This is a genomic window from Sandaracinobacteroides hominis (assembly GCF_016464365.1).
Lineage (GTDB): Bacteria > Pseudomonadota > Alphaproteobacteria > Sphingomonadales > Sphingomonadaceae > Sandaracinobacteroides > Sandaracinobacteroides hominis.
Map to the genome: position 1 here is coordinate 240001 of NZ_JADCUC010000002.1, position 12856 is coordinate 252856.

Below are 12856 nucleotides of genomic sequence, written 5' to 3' on the forward strand. Positions count from 1 at the left end.
CGGACGGGAGAAGCGTCCGGGATCTCTGGTTTCTGGAGCGAGTTTCGTTCTGATTGCGTCAGAACGGCCGTTTTATCCCTTTTTTTAAGCGTGGGTTTTGAGTCGGGGAGGCCACCCGCTGGTAATGCGCTCTAGCCGGGCTGGGCGATGGCGCTCACGAGTGCGCGGTGCGACGGAAGGTCTGCCGCGGCGCGGTCGCCGAAGGTGCGGATCCGGCGGAATATCTTCTCGGCCGCCTTGGCGCCTTGCGTTTCGATAGCTGCCGGCAGGTCCGCGTGCGTGGCGTAGCCCATGCCATAGAGCACATATTGGTAGTTGAAGAAGGCGAAGCTTTCGACGTCGAGGGTGAAGTCGAAACGGCTTGGCGGCCGGTAGCGCCATTGCGCCAGCAGCTCCTGCAGGCGGGGCGTAATGGAGCTGGCGGAGGTATTCTCGCGCCAGAACGGTTCCGGACGTTCGCTGAGACAATAATGCAATTTCAGGAAGTTGATGATCGCTTCATAGCGGGCGGTCATCAGATCGTTGAAGCGCTTTGCCGGGGCGTCGACGGGGCCGATTTGCGGGAACAGCTCGGCGAGCATGGCGACTGCAGCCTCGATGAGGACCAGGCCGGTTGATTCCAGCGGCTCCAGGAAGCCGCCGGAAAGGCCTATGGCGACGCAATTCCTGACCCAGGGTTCGGGGCGGTAGCCCGGTTCGAATGGGAGCAGGCGTGGCTCGATGTCGGCGCGGCCGGTATAGGCCGTGAGGATGGCGAGGGCTTCGTCGTCGCGCATGTGATCGCTGGAGAAAACGGTGCCGATGCCGCGGGCGCCGGCGAGGCCGATGTCCCACGTCCACCCGGCCGCGTGGGCCGCTGCGACGGTCACGCTCTTGATGGGGGTTTCGGGGGTCTGAGCGGGCCGGCGAAGTCGCCTTCGCCCGGGCCCTTTGGGCCCAGCTGTGCCTGCACGACGCGCGACTGGATGGTTACCGCCTCCGCAAAGGGGAGGCGGGTGCGCGGGTCCTGCTGCAGCCAGTAGGGCACGAGGCTGAGGCCTTCGGCATAAAAGGGCGGTTCGAACGGGTGGATATAGCTGTGGCGTTTTCCGGTGCCGGGTGCGCGCAGCCAATCGTCGAAGCGGATGCCCTGCTTGAAGGTGGCGGCGGTGCTGCGGATGAAATGCGTTTCGTCGATGCCGAGGAATTGCAGGGTTGAGCGCATCGTCGGGAAGGCGCCTTCGCCTACGCCGATGGTGCCGATTTCGGGGGATTCGAGCAGGGTGATGCGGGGGCCGCCGGCTTCGCGCGGACCCAGCGCGCGGGCAAGAAAGGCGGCGGCCAGCCAGCCAGCGGTGCCGCCGCCGATGATCATTATCGACCGCATGCTCAAACTCTCACGAACAGATTCTTGAACCACTGCGGTCCGGCGCGGCTTGCCTGCCGCCAGTCGCCGTCTTCCTCCTCCGGCGCATAGCCCCAGGGATTGAACAGGCGGACCCGGCCTGCCTTGAAAGCGGCCGTGTTGCGGGTGACGAGGGTGAGGCCATGTTCGAGCGCGGTTGCTGCCATCAGCCCGTCGTTCTGGTCCGTGTAGGGCAGCGTCGCGCGGCGGCGGACGGTTGCGACATCAACGGGCAGGAGGCGGCCTTCGAAGGCGGGTACTACCTGCGTGGAAACCCGTTCGGCGAGGTCGGCGCCACCCTTACGGTCCTTGCGGCCGGTGTCGGCGGCGCCGGATTGCAGTTCGAGCAGGGAGAGGACCGAGAGGAAGAGATTGTGGCGGGGGATGCCGGAGGCCCAGGTGACGAGGCCGCGTTTTCATGGGCATCTGCCTGCCTTTTCGGCGGTAGCTGGCCGCCTTCCTTTGTAGGCACAAACCTATGTTGTGGCGCGTTGAACACAAGTTTGTCGAGGGCTGGGACAATCGGCAGCCTGCGTGGAAAATCTGCTTGCGCGCAGCGGAATCCGGCGGCCAATCCTTGCCATCGAGATGCCGAAGCGGCGCGGGGAGGATGAATGGACGAGTTGCTGGGCAGTCTGGAACACATGTTCTCGACGATGATGGGCGCCAATGGCCCGCCCGTTGCGGCTGCTGCGGCGAGCTATACGCCCACCGACTACAGCATCCATTTCTTCCTGCAGCTGGCGATCATCATCTTCACATGCCGGGTTGTGGGCTGGCTGGGGCAAAAGCTTCTGGCGCAGCCGCAGGTGGTTGGCGAGATGATCGCCGGGGTTATTCTGGGGCCGTCGCTGTTCGGGATGTTCTGGCCGGAACTGCAGGCGGCGATCTTCCCCAAGGAGACCAGGAACATTCTCTATGTGGGGTCGCAGCTGGGTGTCTCGCTCTATATGTTCCTTGTCGGTCTGACGCTGCAGACCGATCATTTCCGGTCGAAGGCGAAGAGCGCGGCTGCGGTTTCGGCGGCGGGTGTGATCACGCCGTTCCTGATCGCCATGTTGATCACGCCCTGGCTGCTGCAGGTGGATGGGCTGTTTGCGCCCGACATCACCCAGGCTGGGGCAACCTTGTTCATGGGCGCCTGCATTGCGCTGACGGCCTTTCCCATGCTGGCGCGGATCATCAACGAGCGGGGGCTGGCGAACAGTCCGCTGGGCACCTTGTCGCTGACGGCGGGTGCCTTTGACGATGCCGTTTCCTGGTGCGTGCTGGCGGTTGTGCTGGCGACCTTTGGCGGCACGGCCGGATTGGCGGTGGTCGCGATCGGCGGCGGCCTTCTGTATGCGCTGTTCCTGATGCTGTTCGGTCGCCGGTTGCTGGCGCCGCTGGGGCGGGCAGTGGAAAAGCGCGGCGAGATGAGCATGACCATCCTGGCGGTGACGCTGGGGCTGTTCTGCCTGTCGGCCTTCTTCATGGACGTGATCGGCATCCACGGCATCTTCGGTGGCTTTGTCCTGGCGTGTTCATGCCGCGCGGGCTGTTTGCGCAGGAGTTGAAGAAGAAGGTGGAGCCGCTTGCGGTGGTGATGCTGCTGCCGATGTTCTTCACCTATTCGGGTCTCAACACGCGGATGGACATGGTGAGTTCGTGGACGCTGCTGCTGATTGCGCTGGGCATCCTGATTGCCTCGATCGCGGCGAAGTTTGGCGCCTGCTATCTGGCGGCGCGGATTTCGGGGGAGGATAATCGCACGGCGCTGGGGATCGGGGCGCTGATGAATTCGCGCGGGCTGATGGAGCTGATCATCATCAACATCGGCCTGCAGAAGGGCATTATCGGGCCGGCGCTGTTTTCGATGCTGGTGCTGATGGCGATCGTGACGACGATGATGGCGGGGCCGCTGTTCGAGGCGGTCTATGGCCGGAAGGCGCGGGAGAGCGGAGAGCTGGGGGCGCTGCGGGCGGGTGAAGAGGACACGGATCTGGAGCCTTCTCCGACGATTTCGGGGCGTGTCTGACGGGATTGGAATTCGACTGTAATTTCATTCTTGCGGCTATTAGATTTCGAGTGTAATGCAATCTGGCTTTCGCAAGGAGAAGCCGGATGCCGTTGTGGACTGTCTATCATTCGCCGGGCGTGTTTTCGGATGCCGACAAGGCGGCGCTGGCGGAGGCGATCACCGATATCTATGGCCGGGTGATGCCGCGCTTTTATGTCGGCATCGTCTATCGGGAGGTTGCGCCGCAGGATATGTATATCGGTGGCAAGCCGGCGGGTCGCTTCGTGCGCTTCGTGATGGAGCATATCGCCCGCGAGTTTCCGAACCTGGAGGCGAGCCGGCGGTTCATCGACCGGGTGAACCAGGTGATCGCGCCCTATGTCGCCGAGCGCGGCTGCGACTGGGAGCTGCATATCGACGAGACGCCGTTCGACCTGTGGTCGATCAATGGCCATTACCCGCCGCGCGGCGGCACGCCCGACGAAGCGCGCTGGATCAGCGAAAACCGGGCTTCCGCCCGCACCCACGGTTGAGGAGAAGCGAGATGGGAGTCAGCGTCATAACAGGCGCCTCATCCGGCATCGGCGCGGCCTTTGCGGAGCGGCTGGCGGCGGCGGGCGACGACCTGCTGCTGGTGGCGCGACGGGCCGACCGGCTGGAGGAGCTGGCCGGCAAGCTGAAGGCGGCGCACGGCGTGCAGGTCGAGACGATGGTCGCCGATCTGGAGGACGCGGGTGATCTGGCGCGGCTGGAGGCTCGGCTGGAGGCCGGGGGTTTTGCGACGCTGATCAACAATGCCGGCGCTGGCGGGCTGGGGCCGACGGCGACGGCCGGGGCGGATGCGCAGGAGAAGCTGATCCGGCTGAACATCGTGGCGCTGACGCGGCTGTCGCTGGCGGCGCTGACGGGGTTTCGCAAAAGCGGGGCCGGGACGCTGGTGAATATCGGCTCTGTCATGGCCTTTGCGCCTTCGGCTGGCGGGGCGGCCTATGCCGGCTCCAAGGCCTATGTGCTGAACTTCACCCGATCCCTGCAGATGGAATATGCCGACAGCGCGATCCGTATCCAGCTGGTGATGCCGGGGCCGATCCGCACGGAGTTCTTCTCGTCGCAGGGGATGTCGGATTCGGTGTTTCCGGACAGCGCCTTCATCACGGCGGACCAGCTTGCCGGCGCTGCGCTGGCGGGGCTTGCGGCCGGCGAGAAAGTGACGACGCCGACGCTGGTTTCGCCGGAAATCTGGGACGAAATGGAAAAGCTGCGCGGGCGCTTCCTGGGCGATGTCGTGGGTGGCAAGGTCGCGGAGCGCTATACGGGAGGCTGAGGTGGCGCGGTACAAGGACGAGCACAAGGCGGAGGCGCGGGCCGGGATCGTGCAGCGGGCGGCCGAGCGGTTCCGGCAGGACGGCATTGCCGCCGTCGGCGTGCGGCCGCTGATGGCGGATGCCGGGCTGACGCACGGCGCCTTTTACGCGCATTTCGGATCGCGCGGCGAACTGGTGGCGGAGGCGGCGGAATATGCCGCGAACAGCACGATTGCCTATCTGAAGGCCGCCGTTGCCAGCGCTGCGCCGGGGCACGAGATGGACGCGCTGGTGAAGAATTACCTGCGGCCGCGGCACCGGGAGATGATGGCGCTGGGCTGTGCCGCCTCGGCGCTGGCGCCGGAGATTGCGCGCGAGGACGACGCGACGCGCACGCGTTTTGCCAACAGGAACCGGGAGATCGTGCAGCTGGTGGCCGATTGCCTGCCGCCCGGCGGCGATGCGACCGAGCGGCTGGCGCGCGGCTATGCGATCTTTGCCGGGATGATGGGGACGCTGCAGCTGATGCGCGTCGCCACCGATCCCGCCGAAGTGGCGATGCTGCTGGCGGCGGGGCGGGAAGCGGCGCTGGCGCTGGCCGCCCGTCCGTTCAGCCCGCCGGCTGCACCTGCCGGATGAGCGTGCGGAGATCCGTGGAGAGCGACTTCAGGCTCTGCTCGTCCTCGAAGACGGAGTGGCCGGCGGGATAGCCCTTGATGACGACGCGGCTGGGCGGGATTTGCGCTTGTTCGAGGGCGAACTGGCCGCCTTGCAGCGGGGTGGTGATGTCGTAATAGCCACCACCCAGGAACAGCTTCATGTTCGGCTGGGCCTCCAGCGCCCGGGCGATGTAGGGGCCGAAATCCATCAGCCGGTAGCTGCCGCCATAGTCCTTGTCCCAGTTCCACTTGAAATTGATGCCGAGGTTGAGGCTGCGATAGGGGCTGGGGACCGTGTAGCCGAGCTGGTCGCTGAGGTAGCGCTCGACCATGGCCGGGCCGTCGGCGCCGAGCGTCATCGACGGGTCGTCGAACGGCGGGCGCATGTTGGACTCGGCGATGGCGCGGGTGGCGCGGCCGTCGAGCTGGCCGGTGCGCAGGCCCTTGCTCGCCAGCAGCGAGAGCATGAACGGGTAATTGTCTATGCGGAGGTTTGCCTTTTCGATCTGCTCGGCGGGCAGGCCGATCAGCTCGGACATGCGCCGGGCGATGCGGGTCTTTTCGGCGGCGGGCAGGCGCGGGCCTTTGGCGAGCGCGGTGATGTAGTCGGTTTCGGCGAACTGGCGGGCTTCGGCGAAAAGCTGCTCCACCGTGCGGCCGTTGCGGGGGATGGCATTGTGATACCAGGCGACTGCGGCGAGGGTGGGGAGCTTGTTGGCGGCCTCCAGGATGTCGCCGTCGTTGCCGCCGAGGGCAGGGGCCAGCAGCACGACCGCCTGCGGCAGCGGCTTCTTCGCCTTCATCGCTTCGGCCAGCATGGCGCCGGCGCGGGCGGTGCCATAGCTTTCGCCGATGAGGATGGTGGGGGAACCGGTGCGGCCGTTGGCCTGCTTCCAGCCATCGATCATCGCCCAGACGGCGCGGGCGTCGCCGCCGACGCCGAAGAAGGGGGTGGCGTCCGCGCCCTTCACCGGCATCGAGGCGCCGGTTCCCGGCGGATCGATGAAGACGAGATCGGCGACATCGAGCAGGCTGTGCGGGTTCTGCTCCATGCGGGCGGAGTCGCCGCCGGCAGCTTTGCCGCCGACGATGCGGTAGGGGCCGAAGGCGTGCATGTGCAGCGGCGAGGACGAGGCGCCGGGGCCGCCGTTGAAGATGAAGGCGACCGGGCGTTTCGTGGGATCGCCGGACTTGTCGGCGACATAGGCGTAGCTGACGGCGACGATGGCGGGCTTGCCGTCTGCGCCGGGCAGCGGCAGTTCGGTGACGATCGCCCTGTAGGCGATTTCGCGGCCGTCGATACGGGCCTTGTGCTTGGTCACCTTGACGTTGGAGGTAGCGGTTTCGCGCGGAACCATCGGCTCCATCGCGCGCAGGAACGCGGGCGGCATCGGCGCATCGGCCATGTCTGCCTGCGCCACCAGCGGTGCGGGAAGCGCAAGGGCGGCGGCGAGAAGCAGATGGCGCAGGTGCATCAGATTTCCCCGGAAGGCGGAAGGGCGGCGAGCAGGCGGTCGATATCGTCCATGCTGTTGAAGACGGACGGGCTGATGCGGAAGCGGTTGGACGCGAGCATGATGCGGACGTCGGCGGCCTTCAGACGGTCGGACAGGCGCTTGCGGGCGTCCGGCAGGGCGACGGTGAGCAGGGGGGTGCGGCTGGCTTCGGGGGTGACCACGGTGTAGCCCCGGCTCAGCAGGCCGGCGCGGAGGCGATCCAGCATGGGGGTTCGGTGGGCGACGAGGCGGTCCATGCCCAGATCGTTGAGATAGGCGAGCGACCAGTCGAGGTGGATGATGCCGGCGTGCGAGCGGGTGCCGGTGGCGAAGAAGCCCTCGGCGTTGTTGCTTTGGGTGACCCGTGCCGCCTGCGTGCCGAGCGGCCTGTCGGTGTAGGGCGGCAATTGCCAGTTGATATCCTCGACGCCGTAATAGCCCCAGCGTGTGCGGCGGAGGTGGGGCAGGCGGTCGGCGCGGGCGTAGAGGAAGCCGATGCCGAAATCCCCCATCAGCCATTTGTAGCTGGCGCAGGCGGCGAAATCGACGCCGGTTGCCGCGAGATTTACGGGGACGGCGCCGGCTGCGTGGATGATGTCGGCATAGACCAACGCGCCCTTCGCATGGGCGATTTCGCAGACCTTGGCGAGGTCCTGCTCGAAGCCGTTGTAGGTGGAGACGAGCGAAAGCGAGACGAGTTTGGTCCCGGGCGTGATGGCGCGGGCATAGGCGTCGATGGGGATGCGGTTGTTGCGCGGGGTGAGCCAGACGACGTCCATGCCGAGCTTTGAAAGCCCTTCGTAGAGGCCGAACGAGCCGAAGAAGTGCAGCGTATCCGTCACGATGCGGCCGCCGGCGCGGGGGAGATCGAGGGCGTCGATGACGGCATGTTCGCCGGCGGTCGTGCTCTGGACGAAGGCGATTTCTTCCGGCGTGGCGCCGACCAGCCTGGCGAATGCGGTGCGGACGCGCGTCTCCGTTTCGTCCATGTGGTGGCCGGCCCGGGTGCCGCCGCGATCGGCGAAATAGCTGTCGATCGCCTGTCTTGCGGCGCGCGAGACCGGGTGGGTGGTGCCGGAATCGAGGAACACGCCTTCGACGCCTGGGAAGGTGGAGCGGTCCGGCAGGCGTGGGGCGGCGGCGCGGGCGGCGACGGGAAGCGCGGCCGCGCCGGCAAGGAGCGCGCGGCGGCTGACTGACAGGATGTCCTCTCCGCGGTTCATGGATGCAGCATAGCCGGGGTTTTGCGCATAATTCAGTCGCATTGTCGGCAGGGGGCGGGAACAGGTGAAATGCCCTGCTTTCGCCGTGAAGCGCAGTTGCGACTAAAAAATCTGTGCGGAGCCAGCTATCGTGACGGGATGAACATGCGCCTTGCCCTGATGGGATTGTGTCTGGCCGCTGCGGCGGTGCCTTCCAATGCGGCTCCGGCCTGTCCGCCGGGCGCGGTGGTGACGAAGCATCAGGCGATGCTGGCGGGAGAGGCGACCGATTATGTCGCCTGCGTCGGCACGCTGCCGGTCACCAACGGCGCCGGGGCGAAGGGGCAGCTTTTCTATACCGCCTATCTCCGCGAGGGGGCGAAGCGGCCGCTGGCCTTTATCTGGAATGGCGGGCCGGGCGGGGATTCCCGGCTGCTGCACTTCCATGCGCTGGGGCCGGTGCTGATCCGGGGCGGCAGCTATCAGGCGAATGTGGACAGCCCGCTGGCGGTTGCCGACCTGGTGTTTGTCGATCCGGTGGGCACCTCGTTCAGCCGCGGCGCGACTGAGGCGGATGCGAAGAAATTCTATGGGACGGTCGCCGACATCGCCGCGACTGCCGATTTCATCGAGGGCTATCGACGGGCGACGAAGCGCGAAGCGGCGCCGCTGTTCCTGATCGGCGAGAGTTTCGGCACCTGGCGGGCGGCCGGTGCCGCCGAGAAGCTGGTGGAGCACGGCGTTCCGGTGGCCGGCATGGTGCTGGTTTCGGGCGGGATTCCGCTGGGCGACATGCCCGACCGCAACCGAACCCGGGCGCTGACGCTGCCCAACCGCACGGCGACCGCCTTTGCGCTGGGGAAGCTTCCGGCGGAGCTGGAGAAGAGCCGGGCCGCCGCGCTGCTGCAGTCGCAGGATTTCGCCGATCAGGTCTATGCGCCGGCGCTGGCCGATCCGACGGCGCTGGATGCGGGCAAGCGCGAGGAGGTGGCGCTGGAGCTGGCGCGGCTGCAGGGGCTGGATCCGAAGCTGATCGACCGGACGACGCTGTGGGTTTCGCCGCGCGACTTCCGGAAGGGGCTGCTGGCGTCGGAGGGGAAGACGCTGGACATCTTCGACATGCGCAAGACGGCGCCTTCGGTGGATGCGGCTGCCGATGAGAAGCTGGCGCTGGAATGGTTCCGCAAGCGGTTGGGATATGTGGGCGGCAGCTATGCCGGGATCGAAAGCGCAGCGCTGCCGGTGGGGGAGAACTGGGCCTATGACCAGTCGCCCATCACCAGGGAGTCGCTGGCGCGGGCGATGGCGGGAGAAGGCCCACCGAGTGCATCGCGGCCGTGGACGCTGACGGCGATGCAGAAGGCGCCGAAGCTGCGCACCTTCGTTGCGACCGGCATCTATGACTCGCTGAACGGCTGCGCATCCAATCTTGTCACCGTTGCGGCGCTGCCCCCGGAAGTCGCCGAGCGCTTTACCATGCGCTGCTATGAGGGGGGGCACATGATGTATGAGGAGCCGGGCACCGACGTCGTCTTCAACTCGGACATTGCCGCATTCCTGTCTGGCGGAAAGCGGGAATAATCTAGCCCAATTGAGAAGATTTTGCGCATTGTTGTGCATCGCCCCAGGGGTGCCGGGCGGAAGTTTGAACAGTTTATGCCTGCCCCCTGCATTATCCTGACCGGCGGAAAGCCCGGGCCGCCAAGAGCCCGGGCACTGCAGGGAAAAGGGATCAGGCCATGCGGATGATGAGCAGATTGTTGTTGACGGCGGCGCTGGTGGTGCCGGTGGCGGCGCAGGCGCAGCAGGTGGATGGCGCCGACAGTGCCGAGGACATCGTCGTTACCGGCTCGCGGATCCGGCAATCCAACGCCAATCTTCTGGCGCCCGTGGTGGAGGTGGGCCAGCAGCAGCTGGTCGATCGCGGCTATGTGAGCGCGGCCGACGCGCTGAACGACCTGCCCTCCAACGTGCCGGCGCTGAACCAGGCGGACGGTACGGGCGAGACCAGCGGCAGCGGCCAGCAGTTTCCCAACCTGTTCGGCCTTGGCGCCGGCCGCACGCTGACGCTGGTGAATGGCCGCCGCATGGTGACCTCCTCGTCTGCAATCGGCGCGCCGGACGGCACCGGCGATTCGCAGGTGGATGCCAACATCATTCCCGTGGGGCTGCTGCAGAAGGTGGAAGTCTATCAGGGCGGTGGTGCCGCCGTTTACGGCTCTGATGCCATCGCCGGCGTCGTCAACTATGTGCTGCGCCGCGATTTCACCGGCGTGGAAGTCGACGGCCAGATGGGCATCGATTCCCGCGGCACCTATCCCACCCAGTCGCTGCGGGTGACCGCCGGCACCAATTTCGGCGGCGGCCGCGGCAATATCGCCGTCGACCTCGGCTATTCCAAATCGCCGATCCTGCGCTTCTCGGATCGTCCGCTGTCGAACCTTGGCCGGCTGACGGTTTCCAACTCCGCCAATACCGGGCCGGACGACGGCATTCCCTCGGTAAAGCCGATCTTCGATGCGCGCTTCTGGCCGTTCAACGCCAACGGCATCATCTTCAATGCGCCGGCCCCGCCGCCGCAGCTGCTGACCCGCTATAACGGCAGCCCGCTGCAGTTCGGTTCCGACGGCAATGTCATTCCCTATAATACCGGCGCCATCCAGGGCATTCCGTTCGCCAGCGGCGGGCAGGGCTATGCCTATCAGGATCTGGTCGGGCTGCGAACGGGGCTGGAGCGCTTCACCGGCAATGCCATCGGCCATTATGACCTGACCGACAATGTGCGGGTGACGGGCGAATTCCTCTATGCCCGCACCGAGGGCACCGAGATCCCGCAGGGCAACAGCCGCACGACCCTGAACGCCGGCAGCTATGCCGGGCCGATCGCCTTTACCATCAACAACCCGTTCCTGACGGCGCAGGCGAAACAGCTGCTTTCCGCCGCGCGGCCGAGCTTTGCCGTCGGCGCGCCGCTGTTCCTGTCGAAATATTTCATGGATCTGGTGCCGGATCCCTCGCAGACGACCACCACCGATACCTGGCGCGGCGTGCTGGGGCTGGAGGGTGACTTTGCCCTTGGCGCGCGCGATTTCTATTGGAGCGTTTCGGGCAGCTATGGCCGGGTGGACGGCAAGCAGCGCGGCTGGCAGGTGATCAACAGCCGGTACAACAACGCCATCAACGCCGTGCTTTCGGGCGGGCAGATCGTCTGCGGCATCAATGCCGACGCCAATCCGACCAACAATGATGCCGCCTGTGCGCCGATCAACCCGTTCGGCAACGGCAATGTCAGCGAAGCGGCGCGCACCTATGTGAGCACGATGGCCGGCCTGGACTGGACCAACGAGCAGACGGATTTCCTGGCCACCATCGGCGGCTCGCTGTTCCGCCTGCCCGCCGGCGACCTGAAGTTCAGCGCCGCCTATGAGCATCGCAACGAAAAGGCGAGCTTCAGCCCGCTGCAGGCGAACCTGGACGGCAGCTTTGGTTCGGGTGCGCCGCAGGTGGCGCAATCGGGCAGCTACCACACCAACGAGCTTTCCGGCGAGCTGCTGGTGCCGATCTTCGGTGGGGACTTCACCGTGCCGCTGATCCACGCGCTCGAGCTGAAGGGCGCCTTCCGGTATGTGGACAACAGCCGGGCCGGGTCCGAGAATGTCTGGGAAATCGGCGGACGCTGGGAGCCGGTGGAGGGCGTTTCGCTCAGGCTGTCGCGCAGCCGCAACTTCCGCGCGCCCAGCCTGACGCAGCTGCTGGCGCCGTCGAGCACCGGCATCGATTCGACCGGAGTCGATCCGTGTGACGCCGATCGCATTTCCGGGGGGCCGAACCCGGCGGTGCGGCGCGCCAACTGCCTGGCCCTGTTTGCGGCCAACCCCGGCTATGGCGTCGACCCCGACGGCACCGGTGCCGGGCTGACGGCTGCCGAACGGCTGGCGCGGTTCCAGAACCCGTCGGAGAATTTCCAGCGGGCGATGGTGACGACCGGCGGCAACCCGAACCTGAAGAACGAGATCTCCGACACATGGTCCTATGGGATCGTGCTGGCGCCGAGCTTTGCGCCGGGCCTCACCTTCTCGGCAGACCGGGTGGAAATCGACCTGTCGAACGGCCTGTCGCCGTTCACGACCGAGGATTTCGCCGCCGCCTGCTATGACAATGAGAACCCCGATCCGGCGGTCTGCTCGGCCTTCACCCGGCTGGCGAATGCCGACACGGTGAGCCCGGGTGGCACCACCATCACCGGCACCACCACGACCTATAACGCCGGTGTGGTTCGCTATCGTGGGGAGGTGTTCGCGCTGAACTATATGTTCGGGCTGTCAGACCTGGTTGGCGGCAGTGACAAGGGCGAGTTCACGATCCATGTCGCCGCGACGCATAATTCGCTGCTGGAAACCTCGGTGACGGGCGAGACCTTCGTGCGCACCGACGACACCTGGCAGGCGCCGAAATGGGCGGGGACGCTGAATATCGCCTGGCAGAAGGGGCCGATCCGGCTGACCTATCAGGGCGATTATCTGGGCAAGACCCGCGCCGGGCCGGATGCCACCATCGAGAACAATCCGAACCCGACGCTGAACGCCAATTATGTGCAGAGCATCTCGGGCCAGTTCGAGATCGGCGATCTGGCGCTGCGTGCCGGCGTCACCAACCTGACCGACCGCGGGCCTTCCTATCCGCAGATCGGCTATGGCGACATCCTGGGCCGGCGCTTCTTCGTCGGCGCCCGGATCAGGTTCAATTGAGCCTGGCGGCCCGCACGTCGACCCCCGGCGTGCGGGCCATTTTTTCACCCCGGATCGAGGACGG

11 protein-coding genes and 1 pseudogene (1 of these 12 cut by a window edge) are annotated in these 12856 nt (G+C 66.2%); 7 read left to right on the forward strand and 5 right to left on the reverse strand.

The features are described from left to right. Nucleotides 1–53: the final stretch of a hypothetical protein gene (locus IM784_RS17575; protein ID WP_199554342.1), read on the forward strand. It extends 265 nt beyond the left edge of the window; only the last 53 of its 318 coding nucleotides appear in the window; its start codon lies beyond the left edge, outside the window; the stop codon is at nt 51–53. Nucleotides 54–131: 78 nt separating this feature from the next. Here IM784_RS17575 and IM784_RS17580 read toward each other — a convergent pair whose 3' ends face one another. Genes IM784_RS17580 through IM784_RS17410 form a run of 3 tightly spaced genes read right to left on the reverse strand, consistent with a single transcriptional unit; the run spans nt 132 to nt 1770 of the window. Then, on the reverse strand, nt 132–869 hold the full coding sequence (locus IM784_RS17580) for a tryptophan 7-halogenase (protein WP_328799460.1): 738 nt from the start codon (nt 867–869) through the stop codon (nt 132–134). Beyond that, entirely contained in the window at nt 866–1366 is a 501-nt protein-coding gene (locus IM784_RS17585) for a tryptophan 7-halogenase (protein WP_328799461.1), read from the reverse strand. Before IM784_RS17585 ends, IM784_RS17580 begins: the two co-directional genes overlap by 4 nt. Before the next feature lie 2 nt (nt 1367–1368). Then, nucleotides 1369–1770, reverse strand: coding sequence for a PIN domain-containing protein (locus tag IM784_RS17410; RefSeq protein ID WP_199554634.1), 402 nt, complete (start codon nt 1768–1770; stop codon nt 1369–1371). 228 nt (nt 1771–1998) lie between these two features. Here IM784_RS17410 and IM784_RS05750 point away from each other — a divergent pair. From IM784_RS05750 to IM784_RS05765, 4 genes and pseudogenes are all read left to right on the forward strand, one after another. Continuing rightward, nucleotides 1999–3401 (forward strand): annotated as a pseudogene (locus IM784_RS05750) (cation:proton antiporter). An 86-nt stretch (nt 3402–3487) separates the two neighbouring features. Further along, nucleotides 3488–3916: a tautomerase family protein gene (locus IM784_RS05755; protein WP_199554343.1), complete on the forward strand. Its 429-nt coding sequence runs from the start codon at nt 3488–3490 to the stop codon at nt 3914–3916. An 11-nt stretch (nt 3917–3927) separates the two neighbouring features. After that, nucleotides 3928–4707, forward strand: a complete 780-nt coding sequence (locus IM784_RS05760; protein WP_199554344.1) for an SDR family NAD(P)-dependent oxidoreductase — start codon at nt 3928–3930, stop codon at nt 4705–4707. 1 nt (nt 4708) lies between these two features. Beyond that, nucleotides 4709–5326, forward strand: a complete 618-nt coding sequence (locus IM784_RS05765) for a TetR/AcrR family transcriptional regulator (protein ID WP_199554345.1) — start codon at nt 4709–4711, stop codon at nt 5324–5326. Here IM784_RS05765 and IM784_RS05770 read toward each other — a convergent pair. Both IM784_RS05770 and IM784_RS05775 read right to left on the reverse strand, forming a co-directional pair. Next, nucleotides 5298–6821 carry a S10 family peptidase gene (locus IM784_RS05770; protein WP_199554346.1) on the reverse strand — a complete coding sequence of 508 codons (1524 nt, stop codon included), beginning with the start codon at nt 6819–6821 and terminating at the stop codon, nt 5298–5300. The genes IM784_RS05765 and IM784_RS05770 overlap by 29 nt on opposite strands. Beyond that, nucleotides 6821–8065, reverse strand: coding sequence for an aminotransferase class V-fold PLP-dependent enzyme (locus tag IM784_RS05775; RefSeq protein ID WP_235976597.1), 1245 nt, complete (start codon nt 8063–8065; stop codon nt 6821–6823). The genes IM784_RS05770 and IM784_RS05775 overlap by 1 nt, the downstream gene beginning before the upstream one ends. 186 nt (nt 8066–8251) lie before the next feature. On the opposite strand from IM784_RS05775, the gene IM784_RS05780 reads away from it, so the two are divergent. Both IM784_RS05780 and IM784_RS05785 read left to right on the forward strand, forming a co-directional pair. Continuing rightward, nucleotides 8252–9625, forward strand: a complete 1374-nt coding sequence (locus IM784_RS05780; RefSeq protein ID WP_199554347.1) for a S10 family serine carboxypeptidase-like protein — start codon at nt 8252–8254, stop codon at nt 9623–9625. Between the two features lie 158 nt (nt 9626–9783). After that, complete coding sequence (locus IM784_RS05785; RefSeq protein WP_199554348.1) at nt 9784–12792, forward strand: TonB-dependent receptor domain-containing protein; 3009 nt, start codon at nt 9784–9786, stop codon at nt 12790–12792. Nucleotides 12793–12856: the final 64 nt, after the last annotated feature.